The following is an 18056-nucleotide window of genomic DNA, read 5'->3' as shown; positions in this document are numbered from 1 at the left end:
ATATCTACTCATACGAATGGACAGCAATATTAGTAAGTTCGGGTAAGATTAGATAGTTTGCATCTTGCTGCCGGCAAGCTGAAACAAAACTTTTGATCATATTATCAACCCCATGCGTAATACTTAATTTTTCATGATTCCAAATAGCTATAATATCAAGGACTTGAAATAAATCTTTACGAATTTCAGGTGACCATTCTTTATCTTCTGTTACATTTGTGGCTATTAACACATCTACAAACGGCCTAACAACTTCCATAAAATCATCAGCTAGATTAAATGCATTTGTTTGGCTATCATGGAAAACACCAAAACTAGGAGTAAATCCATATCTGATAAGCGATCTAGCAACCAAGGAACGAATAATACTATAGCCATAGTTCAATGAGATATTATATACATTGTCTTCTCTCCTATGAAATCCAGCTCCAAACAGTGCTTCAAAATATACCTTTGCTCCATATGCTTCACGATTTGTACGATCTCCAGTTTCAACTCCGCGGCTAATACTATACAATTTCTGTGCTTCTTCAGCTTTATGTAACAATTCCAAACATCTTGCTTGATTCTCTATTTTACGAATAACTATTCTTTGCCAAGTACGTTTTTTGAAAGGTTTACCTAAAGCCAACTGCATTTCTAATACTGTTTTTTGTCTTGAATGCCTGTGGAATGGTTGAACAATCCCACTTGGCATTCGCTTTCTATCACAGATAATTAGCTCTACATGATATTCGGTGCACTTACTTAATACTCCATTGGTAAGCGTAATAGCCGGATCCTCTAGTGTAATTGTTACAATATCCTCTAGTGGTATTTTAATAGATTCTTCTTGCTTTATGACTAACTGCTCATTAGTTGTTGACAGTTTTGCAGGATTCCGTATAACAAGATGTCTAAACGCCATAGCGTTTTTCCTTTTGCACTTGAGTTAAATTACCTAGTGGGTCAGTCTGGTATTTCACAAAAGATTGCAGACTTTTAGAACCTATTGCATCTTTAAAGCTGCTCATATGATCAATTATATTTATCTGTGCAGTCCCTGTATGAACACCTTTAAAGTAAAACATTCCCTCGTCCCATGTGACTAAGTCCCCTGTGTTTAGTTTTGACTTTTTTTCTCTAGGCATCTTTAGTTTAATTATATCGTTCGAGAATAAGCTAAATAAAAATTCGTAATCAGATGTGATTTCTTCCCATTCACTATAAGGTTTTAAAGCCGTAATAAATTTTTCAGGTACTCTATTCTTTAATACATCACTTACATATACTGGAGCCAGATAATATCTCCCATTCTCTTTATGACGGAATACTTCCGTTCGGGCAATACTTGCATTTTCTGCAACTGTTTTATCATTTAAGTGAAACACTTGGTTTGCGGTTGTTTCTAATTTAACACTTCGGATAATAGGTGCATTTTCTGGGTTCTTTGAAGGTTTATACAACACAGTACTAAATGCTTTTCCAGCATCTTTTCCATATTCCAAGTATCTTTCTTTAATCGCTGCATATGTCTTTGGATCAGATTCTTTTCCATACATCGGAAAGTCACCATTTTTATCGAAATTGATATCTTTAAGTGCATATTTCTTCACCATTAAATTTAACCCTTTTTCTGTAAAACCACGGTGTCTTCTAATTGTTTCTTCATGAATCTGTCCTTTAACCGACCTCTTTGGCATTCTCGACACAAATATTGGCTTCACCCGATTCAGAAAATCGCCGTCATAACTTGCCAAGGATAAGCTTTCTAATGCAAGTTTTAGTTTTTCAGGATTCTGAAGCATACGAGCTTCTAACTCTTTAGAGAAACCCTCCCAAGGTTCGGGAAAACGTTCACCTTTTCGCTTTAGTATTTGAGAAGAATGCAATTCACTATGTTTAAAATAATTACTTACTCGATGTCTGAAAGGTAAACTTACTGCTACCAATACGGCATCCAGTGCATGATGCAAGTCATTTTCAGATCTGTTTTTATTAAATCCCCATCTTTTTCTCATCAACGATGTATAAGCTCCATTTACAGTATATACATATTGTTTATTCCCCTCTTCTCCCCTAAATTGTAAGTTATCATCTATAAATGCTTTTAAGAATCTTGTAATGTAACGAGTATCGTTTAAATGACGGGATTTAAACTGTTCTGCCTGCTCATCATCAAAATTTTGTTTCAGTAATAAATCTTTTTTCTTTTTGCGTACTTTTAATGAATTAACATAGGATATATATTTATCCCATCTAACTTCATCATTTCCAAACCATTCATAGGGTGTTCTATTTTGTTTATTTTGGTTTTCTCTTGCTAAAACTAATACTTTATTTGCATTACTGTCGTCGAAACTACGACTATAGGGAATGATATGATCAACCTCTGCTGTCCCATAATCAAATAATTTTTCTTGTGAAATTGGTCTTAACGAATAAGCGCAGCGTCCATCTTGTTCTTCCCACAATTTATATTTCAAAATATCGTGCCCTCTTGGATTACTAATTTCGGGATGCAGCTCATGTATTTGATTTTTGGCCTTTTCATTTAGTTTCCAGTTGTTATTATATTGCTTCTCAATTTCCTTTCTTTCCTTGTAATGTCTTCCCATGTCCCTTGCTAATTCAATGTAAATGGAAGAAGGGGAACCATACCTTTTAATAATTGCATTAATTACTTTCCTGGTTTGTGATAATGCACGAATGACCACGGGATTAGCAATGTCGTCCGCTGGAATCACTGGAAGAAACTTTTCCTTTTTATCACCAACTTTTTGATTGAAATTATACCCTGCTTTTTCGCAAGCCTGATTATAAAGTAATCCTTCTTCTAAAAAGGGGATGATTTTATTCAAAGCTTTCAATGATAGGTGGCCAAACTTTGAATATGATAAGTTTAGAAGTGCTTCTATCAATTCAGAACTATAGTGTCTATTAGCCAGATTGCTTACTCTTTTGCCGTTTTTATTTACATACTCATTCGATAAATAATCACGTGCATCATGGTCATCCTTATACACTGTTACTGCATAGGCAAACGTATCATAATCTATCGGACGGTAAGATTCTGCTAATGTCTTTCCTTCTACTTCTTTAACAATCTTTTTTAGAGCATAGTACCCAGCCAAGGATATAAATATTTTATTTTCATTTTTCTCATTAGTATCGCCTGGATCATAATATAACTCATTAAAGCGCTCACAATCCTTGAGTTGCAATACTTTTCTGAGATCTTTGTATTTTATTTCCTTTTTAGTCAACATACTATTCATCACTTCTTGGCGTTCTTTTCCAGTCAGTGATCTTTGTGGTCCTTCTGTAGAAATAATTCGTAACCGGTTTATCTTATCCAGACCCCGGAATTTTTCAAAAGTATAGGAAAACTTCGGTGCTCTTTTTTGATCTTCTTCCAAAGTACAATTTCCAATCTTCTTAGCAATATCATCTTGACTCGAAAAAGGTCTCTGAGAACTCCAAATATCTATGTATTCTTTTTCAATATTTATCGTTGCAAATTCATTCCCATATTTGCGTTGATTTTCAAAAACATCTTTTATTTCTTTTTCTATTTCATCTCTAGCTAGTACATGCGAATAATCGCCACCTTTATTGCGTTTTTTACCATTAAACTTTTCATCCAAGACCAGCATTTCGGCGACAGAACGGTATCCTTTTTCTTCCATTAACAATGCATTCTCTCTAACAGCTTTTAAAAGGACTCCTCCCTCACTCTCATTGGTCTCACTCTTTCGATTTGATTTAAACCCTCTATTTTTCGCATAATGGATCAAAATCCTGGCAAACTCACGCTCAGTTAATTTCCTTTCCAGTCCATTAACTCTTATTAGCCAAATATCGAAATCTCCATCCTGCCATTCATACAAATGATCAGCTTCCACTTCAGATAAAAGGCCCTTCTTAATTATAAGATTACGAATACGTCCAACACGATAACGACGCCTTCTTAATCTTTTCCTTGCAGATCTAGCTTCACGTCTTGGTGTAGCAAGTGATGAACCATTTTTAGGGTTTTCGGCCACGTCAAACATTCTAGAATTTAAGTCCTCGATTCTTTCTTTGTCTAGATTAATAACCGCCCACCCCACAGAAGAAATCCCAATATCCAGACCAATGCTATACTTCATTAGAATCACCCTATTCGTGTGTTTTAGTACTATATACCTGTTTTAGGTATAAAAAAAATGACTAAAAGCATTTAGTCATAGTTTGAATGGGGAACTCCGCAATATATGCGAAGCTAGGCGATCCCCAACGCCACGGCTTAATGCCTTACCATAATAACTTACCTGTAAACCTTGATGTGATATGATTCAACAACCTTCCCCAAGGTTGTTAATTAAAATTTACTACAATATTTCTAAATTGTCAATATTTTTTAGTTTTTTTAATTAGTCAACTAATTAAAAATTGGCTATCAATATATTCTCATCAATATTAGTTTCAACCAATTTATCGATTTTTAGTATATTATTTGCATAGCTGTCATAAGGTTGAAAATATTCACTGCTGCTAGAACCCATTTTAAAGCACGTTCTCCTCTAAACGCATAATAAATACCAAAGACAGGAAATAGCAATGTTCCTAAAATATATACCATTCCTATGACGCCGCTAATGTATTCACTTAGTAACATACCACCGAACCAAACGGCAAAAAAGCCTACAACACAAATAAACGACGCTTTAAGATTTCTGCTACCAAGATCTTTAACCCAGGCTCTACCTACCTCTATGTAAAAATCTTCTTCTTCCACTCTCTTATTGCGAACCGTGATAAATGCTGCTACTAACTCTTTGGAGCTCTTATTCTGTACAGGGACTGGCCCTTCGGTTAAATCCTCATTCAACTGCTCATTCTCTAAAAGACTCTTATGCAAGGATTTCAAAACCTTGTTCACTTCTTTATAATCCTTTTCCTTTCTACCTCTTTTCTTCAAAACAGAATGGACAAAGAAACGAATTGCTTTAAGATAAATCATTGATATTAATCTGCCAAACATACTAATGTTCCCTTCTCATTTAAGATTGTCTACCAACGCAGACACACTTAATACAAGTTTACCATATCAAAACTTAAATGGGGATGGGGGATCACGCAATCTATGTGGCATACAACAGAATATAAAAGAAAAAGCCACTAATATCAGCAGCCCCTTCTAACACTAACTAATTTTCCGCAATAACAGTGATCTTCTTCTCAATAACATTGCTATCATCTAAATCCTTAACAAGCTCACCTTTAAGCTTTTCTCCATTTTCTCCATATGCTTCATGAACATGTAAGCTGTTTTCATGACGACTTGGGTCCATTTCAATCAAAATTTCAAATTCCTCTAAGTCTTTTATTCTGTCATCTTTTTCAGGATTTTTAATGTAAAGAAGTGCGCTACCATCAGGATTCGTATAGGTAAAAGCCATGAAACCTGTAGCTACGTATCCAGGAATAATTGGTTTCCCACTTACGTACGTCCCATCAACTAGGTTACTATTTAGTTTTACTACCAGATAGTTACCTTTACGGCTAACATTAGCATCTATTTGTACATTTGTATTACCTAGTTCATCATTTGCTTCCCAGTTCGGTTCCACTATGTCAATTGCTTGATTACCATCGTCAATGGAAATCGTTTCTTTGAAGGAAAGCTTTTTAGATAACGTGTCATTATTAATATCGGTACTCACTCTGACAAAATCACCTCCTAGCTTATCCTCGTAATGAGCATTGACCTCCTCTTCCTGGTCTACAACTTCAAATTTTAATTCTAGATTGACTAGTCCTTCCATGTTATCTGGAACATCTCTTTCAATTAGGAACGTCCCATCATCCTCAACCACACTAGTACTTGATTTACTTCCAATTACAGTACCTTCTTCAGGGTCAGTTACAAGCGTAAGCTCAGAACCTGGTAATAAATTGGTAGTCCCTGAAGCAGTTACCGTTTTACCAACGATTGCAATTTCACCTTCAAACCAGCCCTCCATGGCACCCTGGTCCTCAGGTGCGTTTTGTTTACTACTAGAAGCTTCTTCACTTGCTTCCGTTTTCGCAGATTCCTCCTTACCCTTTACTTTAGAGTCATCATCTACGTCTTCTGCCATTTCTTCTTTTTGTTCACCTGTAGCTTCATTAGCTGACGAGTCCTGCTCATTCGCATTACAAGCCACAAGTAATATTGTCAAACCGAATAACCATACCATTTGCTTCGTTTTTTCCATACACTAAACACCTCTCATGTTATACATCTGTTTACATCATAGCTAAACTAGAGGAGGTATAACAACAGAACCTTTTTACTGTTTTTTATATTGTAAAGACGGAAGTCAGGCCTTTATACCTAATGCAGAATTAATTTTTACTGAGAACTAGTAACTAAAAAATTATTCCCATAAATATAAAAATAAAGCTTGCGCTACCCGATATTCCCTGCTAAACTATTTAAAATTATCTAAAAAGACGATGACGAGAAAAGTAAATGAGGACAATGCACAACAGAGAGCTCCGGGCGCTGAAAAGGAGTGTGTATTTACTCATTGAAACAAGACTCAGAGTAGCACGCTGGATTGATACATGATAGCGTGACAGGCGCTCCTGTTACAGAGCTAAAGTATAAGCAAAGTTATCTTTGTCGTACTTGAAGAGGTTAATATGGCAACATATTAACAAACTGGGGTGGCACCACGATTTAGAATTTTAAATCTCGTCCCCAAGACATTAAGTCTTGGGGGTGGGATTTTTTTATTTTGTACTACTTATTTAAAGGAGGAGAGGAAGAATGAAAGCAAAGTCCAATAGCAAGTATCCATTGCTATTTTTGTTAAAGGTTGGCATTTCAAACATTGGAGAATGGGTTTATTTCATTTCACTGAATCTTATTGTCTTAAATATGACAGGCTCTGCATTAGCCGTAACTGGCCTCTATTTAATAAAACCAATGGCTGTCCTGCTCACAAATTTTTGGGCTGGCAGTCTTATCGATCGAATGAACAAACGGAGATTATTGATCGGACTAGACCTATTTAGAGGAATAGTCATTGGCTTTCTTCCCTTATTTGCAACATCCCTTCCGCTTATCTATGTGACGGTATTAATCATAAATATGGCGGGTTCGATGTTTGAACCAGCTTCTATGTCCTATATGACAAAATTAATTCCACCTAAAAAACGTAAACAATTCAATTCTATTCATAGCTTTGTTACATCAGGGGCTTTTTTAGTTGGCCCTGCTGTTGCCGGCATTCTGTTTTTTATAGGTACACCCACATTGGCTATTTACATCAATGGTTTCGCTTTAATTATCGCAGGACTTATTACATGGCTACTTCCGGATCTTGAGAAAGGGAAGATCGTTTCAGAGCAAGAGAAAGCCAATACTATAAGGGTTTTAATAAAAGATTGGCAAGCAGTCTTAACCTTCAGCCTTACGAATCGATATATTTTTGTCATTTACTTTCTATTCAGTTCAGTCTTGATGGTTTTGGCAAGTGCAGTGGATTCACTGGAGGCTGCCTTTGCGAAACAAGTCCTCTTCTTATCAGATAGTGAATACGGATTTCTGGTTACCATTGCTGGGGCTGGCATTATAATGGGAGCTAGCATTAATACACTAATTGTTCAAAAACTAAAAACCTCCCTTTTAATAGGAGGTGGGGCTGTATTTGTTACAATTGGATATATTGTGTATGCCTTCTCCACTAACTTCCTAATTGCAGGGATAGGCTTTTTTATTCTTGCCTTTTTCATCTCTTTTGCTAATACTGGTTTCCTTACTTTCTATCAGCATCACATCCCCTCTGATATGATGGGACGGATTGGAAGCTTCTATAATTTGCTGGAAGCAATCTTGATAATTGTTGCAACTGGCTTGATGGGTGTAGCCACATTATTCATTTCAATTCGGTTCACTGTCAGCCTGGGCGTTTTCCTTATGTTCGTGTTGTCGGTTGTCTTACTTGGTGCAAGTGTATTACCCTCCAGGAGGAAATTTTTCCAGTCTCCTATTGCAGACCAATAATGTAATTCGAAGCTTTTGTAAAAAGGAACATGGCTATACCCCCATGTTCCTTCCTGTTTTAATCCTTAAGAGAACAAATTCTTAATCCTTTGATACGACCGCTCTTTTTCTTTAAAATCAAAGAGATTGGTTAAGATTAACCAGTCCTCACACTGATATATTTTTGATAACCGAAGGAGCTCTGATTTAACTTTTTCTGGACCACCCACAATCATTCGGCGTCTGTTGTACTGAATTTTCTCCTCATCTCTGACACTAAGTCGTTTTTCATTAGCTTCCTGCACACTAGGAACACGACTATCCAACCCCTTTTCAACCTGTAGAAGCCAGATATCCTGGCTACGTGCAAGCTCCTCCGCATGTGTGTCATCCTCTCCACATACTACAAAGATAGCCGTACGGGCAATAGGTGAAGAGAGAAGACCTGGATTAAACATCTCACGGTATTGTCGATGGCTTGCTTCTCCTCTTTCCGGTTTTATGAAGTGACCGAAAACATAGCCTATCCCTAGTTCAGCTGCAAATTCTGCACTATTTTCTCCTAATCCAAGGCTAAATAAGCCAGGTGACACTTCAGTTCGTGGAGCGGCTCTAACTTTTCCTTCTCCCTGTATAAAATGCAGGAGACTTCTTAGTTTTTCTGGATATTCAGCCATTTGATTCGGCTTCCCATCCGCCAATAAAGAGCGAATGGTTTCACTTCCCCCAGGTGAACGCCCTACGCCAGCTTCAATTCTACCAGGGTAAAGAGCTTGGAGCTGTAGCAGCTGCGCTGCAACCTTATATGCACTGTATTGGGGTAGCAAAATGCCGCCACTTCCCACCGCAATTCTCTTCGTTTGTCCTGCAAGGGCAGCCATCATAATTTCTGGGGCACTTGATACAAGACCCTTTGTCCCATGATGTTCTGCAAACCAATATCGCTCATAACCCAAGTTTTCCACATATTTTGCTAATTTTATTGTACGCACAGCCGTTTCTTCAGCACTCATTCCTTTCGGCTGTGCCATTTGATCTAACACACCTAACCGCATCGTGAAACCCCTTTTTGTTCCATTTTCCCTTATTACGTAGCGGAAGGAAAGATAAACGCTCATGCTGCTATATTGCTTCGTAATCGAGCCAACTACATTAATTCTACACAATTTTCAATGACATTTACCCAATCTCTTACATACTATAAGAACAAATTGTGAAAGGATTGAAGTCTATGTATTATTACCCATATCCTCATCCGCATGTTATGGCTACACACTATAATGTTTTTCCACCTGAGTACACTTATTATCCTACTGTTCGTTATTATCCTGATTACTACGGAAGTAACTGGCCACAAAGCGACCTTCCGAGAATTACACTTAAAGATTATGGCTACCAACCCTTTGTTACCAATATCGAAAGAGCAACCAAACAGAACAATACCTTCCGTACTGCCTTATGGAGCGGAGACCATCTGCAAGTTACGTTAATGAGCATTCCAGTTGGAGAGGACATAGGTCTAGAGCTACATCGAGATGTAGATCAATTTCTGCGCATTGAACAGGGCCGTGGATTGACTGAAATGGGCAAAAAGAAAGACAATCTGTCGTTCAAACGCCGTGTATCTGATGATGATGCTATCTTTATTCCAGCAGGATTTTGGCATAACATTACAAACACTGGTAACAAACCACTGAAATTGTATTCTATTTATGCTCCACCAGAGCACCCATTTGGCACCGTTCATGAAACGAAAGCCCAAGCAATGGCATCCGAACCAGAGGGCTATCATCGTCCCTAACCAAATAGGTTCTAAGTCAAATGTTGGGGTGAGCTAACGCTCACTCCTTCTTTATGCGACTCGCCCATTTATATTTTTATATTGATGATGTAATAATACTCTCATTCGAAACCGATCAAAACGACGGTATCCAAAAGCATTCCTCTTTATTACTTTCGTTTGGTTGTTAATCCCCTCCACATAGCCATTATGTAAATTAAAGGCAAAGCTATTCATAATCTCTTTTTGCCAATTTTGAAAGGTTTCCATGGCCTTTTTAAATTCCTCAATTCCAGACGCTTTTACCAAGTCGTAAAACTCATACAAACGTTCTTTGACTGCCGTTAAATTAGAAGGACCTAGGGCCTTTGCTTCTTCAAACCAAAACCGAAAAGCTTCTTTTAATTGGTATGCTGTCCGCAAGGTATCAGACATTTTCAAGTAACGTTCCAGATACCAGCGTTGTTTCTCCGTTAAATCTTCATGCTTCTTATTAAACACATGTTTCATCCGCTTACACTTTTTACGGTCGTAGTCGCTAAAATGCTTTTGTTCTTTTCTTCTTACACGCTCAAGTGCCCAATAAATATGCCGACAGAAATGAAAACGGTCAGCTACTACAATAGGTTTCCCTAATGCTTGGTCCACAGCTGCTTTGAATGAAGGGCTCATATCCATTACAACTTTTTCTACTTTCTGACCATGCTCTCTTAGATAAGCCTCTACCGTTTCTTTTTTCCTATCCGGCAATATCTCGAGGGGCTTCCGATCCACCGGATCGGCAATAATAGTTTGGTATTTTTCTCCGTCTGAATCTCCCTTGTATTCATCAATAGCGATTACAGAAGGTAACTCTCGTGTTTCCTCCAAAAAGCTAGATCCCACTTCATCAAACCTACGCATTACAGTAGTTGCAGAAGTGTTAAATCGAGAGGCAATTGCTTTAAAGTTTTTTCCATGAATTAGCTCTAACGCAATAGCTTGCTTTAGTTCTTTGGACTGCCGTTGATAGCGTTCTACCAATGAATTACTTTCATAAAAACGCCTTTTACATTGTGGGTGTTCACATTTATAGCGACGTTTACGGTAAAAAATTAGCGTCTCTCTCATAAACAGTTTTGAGTGCTGTATCTTTTGAGTGCGATAATCGTGCACCTTTTGTGTTAGGGTATTACACGCTGGACAACGATGGGGCTTGGAATCCAGTTCCACATGCAGCTGAAAAACTCCACCATTTTCAATCGTTTTTTTAATACGAAACTCTTCTAAACCTGGGAAAGAAATGTTAAAATTCACTTACACGCAACTCCTTTTGTTATTGTTTTGTGGTTAAAACAAGTCTAACAAAATTCGGAGTTTGCGTGTTTTATTTAGCTGAATTTTCTCTGTACCCCAACATATATTATAGAGCCACCAAATAAAAACAGATCAAGGAACTCATCCCTGATCTGTTTTATAAAACTTTATGATTTACTTAGTTGGTCTACTGCCAGAAGGGCCTCTGCCACATCTTCTGCTGTAATTGCAGGAGAAAGATTCCCCATAGTATCTGCTTCACTTGTTGCTGCTTCGCCAACTTTAACAAGGTCTTCATAAGATGCATTTTCCAAATGTAAATCTTTTAATGTTGTCGGAAGCCCAAGAGATTGATAAAAATCAATATATTTTCTAATCTCTGCTTCTGGGTGTAATTCTAAAACAAGATGTGCGAGTGTTCCATACGCAACCTTCTCGCCATGTGTTAGATGATGTATGTCACCATCTAATACGGTAAAACCGTTATGAATGGAATGTGCCCCTGCTAGTCCACCACTTTCAAAGCCAAGACCGGATAGCAACGTATTTGCCTCCACAATAGCTTCCACATGCTGGGTTACAAGACCTTCTTTGACTGCTTTATAGGCTGCTTGTCCATATGCAAAAAGTGTTTCTTCACATTTTTCTGCAATAGCTTTAGCTGCAATGCTTGTCTTCCCACCAGCCATAGTATCACTGTTACTTTTAATAGCGGCTCTTGCTTCAACCCATGTCGCCATAGCATCTGCAATACCTGAAGCAAATAATCTTGGTGGTGCGCCAGCAACTACTTTTGTATCAACAAGGACAAGGTCTGGATTCTTTTTATAAAAGTTATAGGATTCAAATACACCTTTATCCGAATAAATTACCGACAGAGAACTAGTTGGTGCGTCGGTAGAAGCTGTTGTAGGAACAATAATAACACCTGTCTCTAACTGATCCGCAATAGCTTTTGCTGTATCGAGGGTCTTACCTCCGCCAACTCCAATTATCGCATCAACGGACTCGTTCTTACCTTCATCCGTAATTCTGTTAATTTCCGTCCATGAAGCCTCGCCGTTAAATTCGACATAATGATAGTTCAAATCTTCTTCTTTAAAACTTTTTTCAATCGCTTCTCCTGTAATTCCCCATACCGTTTCGTCAGAGAGGATTAAAGGTTTTTTGCTTGCAGTTTCTTTAACATGTTTTCCTATTTTCTCTAATGCGTTTTTCCCTTGGATATACTTACTTGGTGAAACGAATATAATTTCAGACACCTAACCACTCCTTCAATTAATTTAAGTATACTACTATGTTTGTTCACAACTTCACCGTACACCACAATTAGTATTACCCTAAGGTAAACTTTCGCAAACTAACCCGTCTCCATCATTTCCATCAAGTCGGTGTGGGTCTTCATGCGGACCACCTGCTGCCTCAAAGAATATTTGCGCTTCCCCTTGGGTATTAAAATCTCCACAGTCCCTGTCAGGCCCATTGGGGTCGTAATTTACTTTATTTGAAGTTCCAGGCTCTGTATCTCTATTGTTTACAGACCTTTCTTCCTCATCTTGATAATAAAATCCTTCATCCGTTACATAACCATCTCTGCTCCAAATACCAAGACCTTCTTCCTTTGCTTTGTTCTGTGCTTTCATGTATGCTTCGAAATGGTTATAAGGGGGATCATAGACATAAGCAAGGCGGGCAAGCCCTTGCTCTAACAGCATTTGATTAAACATCACCCCATCAACCCATAGGTAGGCAAGGAGGCGGTCATATTTATCTCGTTTAGGACCATCAAACTCCAATCCCACTTGCTCACCTTCCAATACTTCTTTTGCAAAACTGCTCGCTTCCGGACCTAGTGGCTGAACTGGCTTTGATGGGTGCTTTGTCTCTGGTGTATCAACTAACAGCAAGCGTACCGTTTCTTCCTTTCCGTTATAGATAACTTTCACTGTATCACCATCAACTACCCGGCTCACTTTTGCAGCTATATGATGCTGTTGTTGTGTGACTTTTTCTTCATTCTCTATTTCTTTTTCCTTTAGGTCAGATTCCTTCTCTCCTGCAACTTTATCTTCTTCCTCAGATGATGTTCCCTTCGTCTCGATGTCATTCATTGTTCCACAACCTACTAAAAAGAACAGAAAGGTGGCAACTATTGCTATTCTTATGTAAAAATTTAATTTCATGATGTCCCTCCGTGTTGAACTACTTTTCTATGAATAATGAAAGGTATAACTATAAACCAACTTTTAAAAAATGAAGGATAGCCTGATTGAATTCTGTTTGATTTTCAATATATGGGTGGTGACTGCTTTCTAACACCTTTACTATCTGGTTTTTAAATTGAAAGAGATGATGATGTGTTGGACCCACTGCATCATCATATTCCCCAGCAATAATTAAAACTGGTTTGCTAATCTTACTCGTAAGCAAGGAAAAATCTTGGAAGTACTCTTCAGATGAGAAAACAAATTTCTGGAAATCAGGGTCACTATGGAGACCTGTCTGATCAATTTGGTCGACTTCCTTCTTTTTTTCTAAATCGTTATATTGTAGGGTGAAATATAACCCATTATCCAGCAAGCTGGTAACCATTTCATAATAGTTTTCCATAACTAACTCTAAAGTGTCTTTACTCACTTCTTGCACACTTTTATTTAGTAAAAATGATCCTTTGGTAATTTGTTTCTGAAAAGAATCGGACATATGAAGTGTGACGTTAGATAAAATTAATCCTTTTGTTTTGTCGGGAAATTGATGGGCATAACTAACGGCCAGTATACCTCCAAAAGAGTGAGCCATAACCAGCCATTCCTTATAACCTAAATGGGTGCGTAACTCCTCTATATCCCTAACCAATCTATTTAAAGAATAGTCCGTTGCCAGACTATGTTCAGATCTCCCACATCCACGTTGGTCCAAATAAATCATCTTTAAATTCTGTTCTAAAAAACTACCTGCGTAATGCTGAAAGGCTTTACTCCAATACCCTGGTCCTCCATGCAAAAACAGGCAGGGGGGCCTTCCCCACTTACTTCATAATACAAATCTACTCCATCATTTGTTTTAAAGTACATTTCATTATCTCCTTAGTATGCTGTTGATTTACAATAGAATTGGCTCACTACTGTTTATGCTAGTTTCATATAACGTAATGTTTCTAACAGGTGGATTCGAATCATGTGAACTACTCCCACACTTACCACCCTTATGGGTTGCTTGAAGTGGGGGCTTCTTGGGTAATCGCCACTTTTGATAGCTGACGAAATGGGCCAAGCTAACCCTCTTGTTCCAAGAGTTTGTATTTTCATTAGGTAGTTGCTAATAAGCGAATGCCTTCTTTTTTGATATTGCGTGCTGCATTATAATCTCTATCGAGATTTAGTCCACACGAACAAGTGTATACCCTCATTTCCATAGGCATTGGTTGGGTCTTTCCGCAACTTGAACACGTTTTGGTAGACGGGAACCATTTGTCAATTTTGATAAGTTGTTTCCCTTGTTCTTTGAGTTTGTACTGTAAGAAAGAAGTGAACATTCCCCATCCATTATCAGCTACGCTTTTACCAAATTTAAGTGCTTGTGCCATTCCTTTCATGTCTAAATCTTCCATCACAACAGCATCAAATTTAGAAACTAACGCTTTTGATTTATGGTGCAGAAAGTTCTTCCGTTGATTTGCTACTTTCTCTTGGATCTTAGCTACTCGAATACGCTGTTTATTCCAATTTGAAGAGCCTTTCTTTTTCCGGGAGAGTTTACGTTGTTCTTTTGCTAATTTTTCAAGCATTAGTCGATAAAATTTAGGGTAATTGGCTTTCTCACCCTCGCTATCGACAAACAACCCATCCATCGCAAAATCTAATCCCACCACTTTTTCAATTTCTTTTCTTTCTATCTCCTTCTCATATTCTGTAAGAATAGAAATATAGTATTTTCCTGATGCAGTCATAGATACGGTACAAGATTTTATTTTGTATTCTGATGGTATCTTTCTATGTTGTTTCATTTTAAGGCTTTTCAATTTAGGTAATTTGATATGACCATCCAACAACTGAATATTTCCATTGACGACATTCGTTGTATAGCTTTGTTTATGGCGTTTACTTTTGAATCTTGGAAACCGAGCATTGCCTTTGAAAAAGGCTTTATATGCCTTATCTAAATTTAATTGTGCGTTTGCCAACGCTAAAGAATCCACTTCTTTTAGCCATTCGTATTCTTTTTTGTATTTAGCAGGAGTAGGATGTTTTACTTTTTTCCATTCTTCTTTATTCTCTTTTAAGGTTTCATACGTTTCTTTTCGTTCTGCTAACATTTTATTATAAACAAAGCGAACACAACCAAAGGTCTTTCGTATAACGAATTCCTGTTCTTTTGTTGGATAAAGACGAAACTTATACGCTTTATGTTGTTTAGCCATATCAAATCACCTCACTTTACCCTTGATTTTCAATGTATTTTTTCACCACTTCAATAGGAGAACCACCAGTCGTTAACAAACAAAAACTTCTTGACCAAAACATTTCTTTCCATAACTTTTTACGAACATGAGGAAAGTCCTTCTTGATAAGTCTTAAACTGGCACTTTTATAGGCATTAATAAACTTCGATATTTCACTGTTGGGTTGTGCTTTGAACAAAATATGAACATGGTCCATATCGTGGTTCCATTCCACCAGTGTAATATTATATTTTTCACACAAAGACAAAAATTTATCTTTGGCATAGTCTGAAATCGTATCATCTATTACTTTTCTTCGATATTTCACAACTAACACAAGGTGGTAATACATCAAGAATACCGAATGATTATTGCTGTCTAATTTCATTGTTATATCAGTCCTTATACTTTATATGACTAATTATACCATGTTAAGCCAAAAGCTAGAAGAAAAGGCATTTGGGCTATCGCCCAAACGAAATTCATCTCCCCCTTACCGTTGGGCTATGCCCTTCACACGTTTGAAGAAGGGAGACTTCTTTCGTAAATACGTTAAATCAACAACAAAATTTTAGATCATTACCACACACTCATGGTTTAAATTCATTGTTTTATAAATATAGCTTTTTATTCATTATAAAACCCATCTACTTATAACTAAATATTACCATATTTAATTCGTAGTTTCGCTGTGCAACCAGGACATTTATGAATACTCCCGCCACTTAATTTCCTAACGAAAACTTGAAGTGAGGGTACTCTGGACGAATTTGATAGAGCATCTTGACTCTCAAGCCTAGTGACTGGAGTGAAAGCAAAGAATCTTGAAAAGCACAAAAAAGACAGGGAGCTAAACCCCTGCCTTTTCCTTAGTTATCTACCTTACTATATCTCTTCTTCTTTTCTTGTGGTCCATCCTTCTTACGTACATTGTGTATAAATGCTTGATCTTCATCCATCATTTTCTTCGCTGCGTAAATGGTTAGAACCTGTAAGACGATAATTGGTAGCCCCATAAGTCCAGAGACCACTTCAAGCGGAGGAAGTCCTCCTACTCGCATAAGAACAAGCGCTAATCCTGTAATAATTGCAGCAACTACAATACGTAGAGACCTTGGTGGTTCTGACTTACTCATATTTTGTGTTCCTGCATAAGCAGCGATCGTATACGTTGTTGAATCCAATGTAGTCGTCAAGAAAATGGTTGCAATAACCAGGAAGATGACAAGTGCTACATTTTCCAATGGTAATGAAGTTAGTATTTGTGGAATTGCAGCCATCTCACCTTGTTCACTAATAATATTTAGTACGTCCACATCTCCAGTAAGGAAACGATGAATCCCAAGTCCACCTAAAATACCTGTAGCTACCCAAGAGATTAAAGTTGGCGCCAACAAATATGTTAAGATCATTTCTTTGATCGTACGACCACGTGATATTTTTGCGGCAAACACACTGTGTAGCATAGCCCATGTTAAATTGTAAGCAAACCAGAAAACGGTGTTACTTTCTACCCTTGTGGTGCTTTCCATATTTAATGTGTTTGTATACAGTGATAGGTCAACGTAATTGGATAAAAGAGAACCCATTGTTTCGGTAAAAAAGTTTAGGATAAATATTCCTGGTCCGAGAATCATGACAAATAATGCGAATCCTCCGGCCAAATACATGTTAAATGTACTTAAACGTTTAATACCACGCTCTATTCCTAAGTACGCACTAAGAGAGAATAACAGTACCCAAATAACTGTAACAATTAAGGTAAGTGTAAATGTAACCTCTATGTTAAGTAATTCTGAAAGGTTATTCGTAATGATTGGCGCACCAAGACCTAGTGTTACAGCAGCCCCTGATAGGATACTGATTAAAAAGACCACGTCTAGTACTTTACCTCCAACCCCATCTGTAAACTTATCTCCGAAAATAACACGACATGCTTCAGAAATCCGGAATAGTGGTTTTTTCCTTACGTGCAAAATATAAGCCATTGCTGGTGCAGCCATGACAAAGACGGCAAAGGTTTGAAAGCTCCAAAGAAACATAGCGTACGTATTTCCCCATAGTAGTGCCTCTGTAGACCCTGCTTCGGTACCAAAAGGTGGGTTTATTGCAACATTTGCCCACTCTACCATACCTGTTCGCATAATGGTTGAACCTAATCCCATTGCAATTAAAATCGAAGCATATTCGAATAAAGTAAACCTAGGTTTTTCCATCGGATCCCCAAGTACTACATTTCCATACTTGGAAAAAGAAAAGAATAACCCCGCTGCTACTAAAATAACAGCATACCAAAGATAGCCCCACCGAAAGTTATTTACAATACTATTAAAAATGCTATTAAGTACTTCCAGTGACCGCTGTTCATATATTACTAACGGAATACAAATCGCAATTACAATTAATAAAGCTGGTGCGAATATCCGATAGTCTATTAAACGTGCTTTTTTCTTATTTTCACTATTATTCTCCATGTTATGCTACCTCCAATATTTCAATCACATTACTGCATACTACTTCTCTACCACACAGCTTGCTTGCTT

Annotated in this window: 15 protein-coding genes and 1 other annotated feature; of the genes, 2 read left to right on the top strand and 13 right to left on the bottom strand. The window is 37.5% G+C overall.

Annotation, left to right across the window (positions count from 1 at the left end):
- Positions 1-4 precede the first annotated feature (4 nt).
- The 4 genes from cas1 to BN985_RS16135 all read right to left on the bottom strand — a co-directional run bounded on the left by cas1 (position 5) and on the right by BN985_RS16135 (position 6221).
- The gene (cas1, locus tag BN985_RS16150) at positions 5-907 is read right to left on the bottom strand and encodes a type II CRISPR-associated endonuclease Cas1 (RefSeq protein WP_042224719.1); all 903 of its coding nucleotides are present in this window, start codon (positions 905-907) and stop codon (positions 5-7) included.
- Entirely contained in the window at positions 897-4130 is a 3234-nt protein-coding gene (gene cas9, locus BN985_RS16145) for a type II CRISPR RNA-guided endonuclease Cas9 (protein ID WP_042224718.1), read from the bottom strand. The genes cas1 and cas9 overlap by 11 nt, the downstream gene beginning before the upstream one ends.
- Before the next feature lie 335 nt (positions 4131-4465).
- Positions 4466-5005 carry a hypothetical protein gene (locus BN985_RS16140; protein WP_042224717.1) on the bottom strand — a complete coding sequence of 180 codons (540 nt, stop codon included), beginning with the start codon at positions 5003-5005 and terminating at the stop codon, positions 4466-4468.
- A gap of 166 nt (positions 5006-5171) precedes the next feature.
- Positions 5172-6221: a hypothetical protein gene (locus BN985_RS16135; RefSeq protein ID WP_042224715.1), complete on the bottom strand. Its 1050-nt coding sequence runs from the start codon at positions 6219-6221 to the stop codon at positions 5172-5174.
- A gap of 232 nt (positions 6222-6453) precedes the next feature.
- Positions 6454-6714, top strand: a binding site (T-box leader).
- Positions 6715-6778: 64 nt separating this feature from the next.
- On the opposite strand from BN985_RS16135, the gene BN985_RS16130 reads away from it, so the two are divergent.
- On the top strand, positions 6779-8017 hold the full coding sequence (locus BN985_RS16130; RefSeq protein ID WP_042224714.1) for an MFS transporter: 1239 nt from the start codon (positions 6779-6781) through the stop codon (positions 8015-8017).
- Positions 8018-8082: 65 nt separating this feature from the next.
- Here the strand turns inward: BN985_RS16130 and BN985_RS16125 are convergent, their stop codons facing one another.
- The gene (locus BN985_RS16125; RefSeq protein WP_042224712.1) at positions 8083-9051 is read right to left on the bottom strand and encodes an MsnO8 family LLM class oxidoreductase; all 969 of its coding nucleotides are present in this window, start codon (positions 9049-9051) and stop codon (positions 8083-8085) included.
- 176 nt (positions 9052-9227) lie between these two features.
- Here BN985_RS16125 and BN985_RS16120 point away from each other — a divergent pair, with 176 nt between their 5' ends.
- Positions 9228-9797 (top strand): cupin domain-containing protein, encoded by a 570-nt coding sequence (locus BN985_RS16120; RefSeq protein ID WP_042224710.1) that lies wholly within the window; start codon positions 9228-9230, stop codon positions 9795-9797.
- Positions 9798-9848: 51 nt separating this feature from the next.
- Here the strand turns inward: BN985_RS16120 and BN985_RS16115 are convergent, their stop codons facing one another.
- The 8 genes from BN985_RS16115 to BN985_RS16080 form a co-directional block, all read right to left on the bottom strand.
- A complete protein-coding gene (locus tag BN985_RS16115; protein ID WP_042223810.1) occupies positions 9849-11072 on the bottom strand; it encodes an ISL3 family transposase in 1224 nt (407 codons plus the stop codon).
- Positions 11073-11239: 167 nt separating this feature from the next.
- Positions 11240-12334: a glycerol dehydrogenase gene (locus BN985_RS16110; protein WP_042224709.1), complete on the bottom strand. Its 1095-nt coding sequence runs from the start codon at positions 12332-12334 to the stop codon at positions 11240-11242.
- Positions 12335-12412: 78 nt separating this feature from the next.
- Complete coding sequence (locus BN985_RS16105; RefSeq protein ID WP_052360720.1) at positions 12413-13255, bottom strand: thermonuclease family protein; 843 nt, start codon at positions 13253-13255, stop codon at positions 12413-12415.
- 49 nt (positions 13256-13304) lie between these two features.
- Positions 13305-14075, bottom strand: coding sequence for an alpha/beta fold hydrolase (locus BN985_RS16100; protein WP_232225603.1), 771 nt, complete (start codon positions 14073-14075; stop codon positions 13305-13307).
- Complete coding sequence (locus BN985_RS19510) at positions 14015-14146, bottom strand: hypothetical protein (protein WP_269635363.1); 132 nt, start codon at positions 14144-14146, stop codon at positions 14015-14017. The genes BN985_RS16100 and BN985_RS19510 overlap by 61 nt, the downstream gene beginning before the upstream one ends.
- 233 nt (positions 14147-14379) lie before the next feature.
- Positions 14380-15492 (bottom strand): RNA-guided endonuclease TnpB family protein, encoded by a 1113-nt coding sequence (locus BN985_RS16095; RefSeq protein WP_042224708.1) that lies wholly within the window; start codon positions 15490-15492, stop codon positions 14380-14382.
- A gap of 16 nt (positions 15493-15508) precedes the next feature.
- Positions 15509-15901 carry an IS200/IS605 family transposase gene (gene tnpA / locus BN985_RS16090; protein ID WP_042224707.1) on the bottom strand — a complete coding sequence of 131 codons (393 nt, stop codon included), beginning with the start codon at positions 15899-15901 and terminating at the stop codon, positions 15509-15511.
- A gap of 481 nt (positions 15902-16382) precedes the next feature.
- Entirely contained in the window at positions 16383-17987 is a 1605-nt protein-coding gene (locus BN985_RS16080) for a BCCT family transporter (protein WP_042224706.1), read from the bottom strand.
- Positions 17988-18056 lie beyond the last annotated feature (69 nt).

The organism is Oceanobacillus manasiensis, from assembly GCF_000724085.1.
Lineage (GTDB): Bacteria > Bacillota > Bacilli > Bacillales > Amphibacillaceae > Oceanobacillus_B > Oceanobacillus_B manasiensis.
This window is presented reverse-complemented; position numbering and strand designations above follow the sequence as displayed.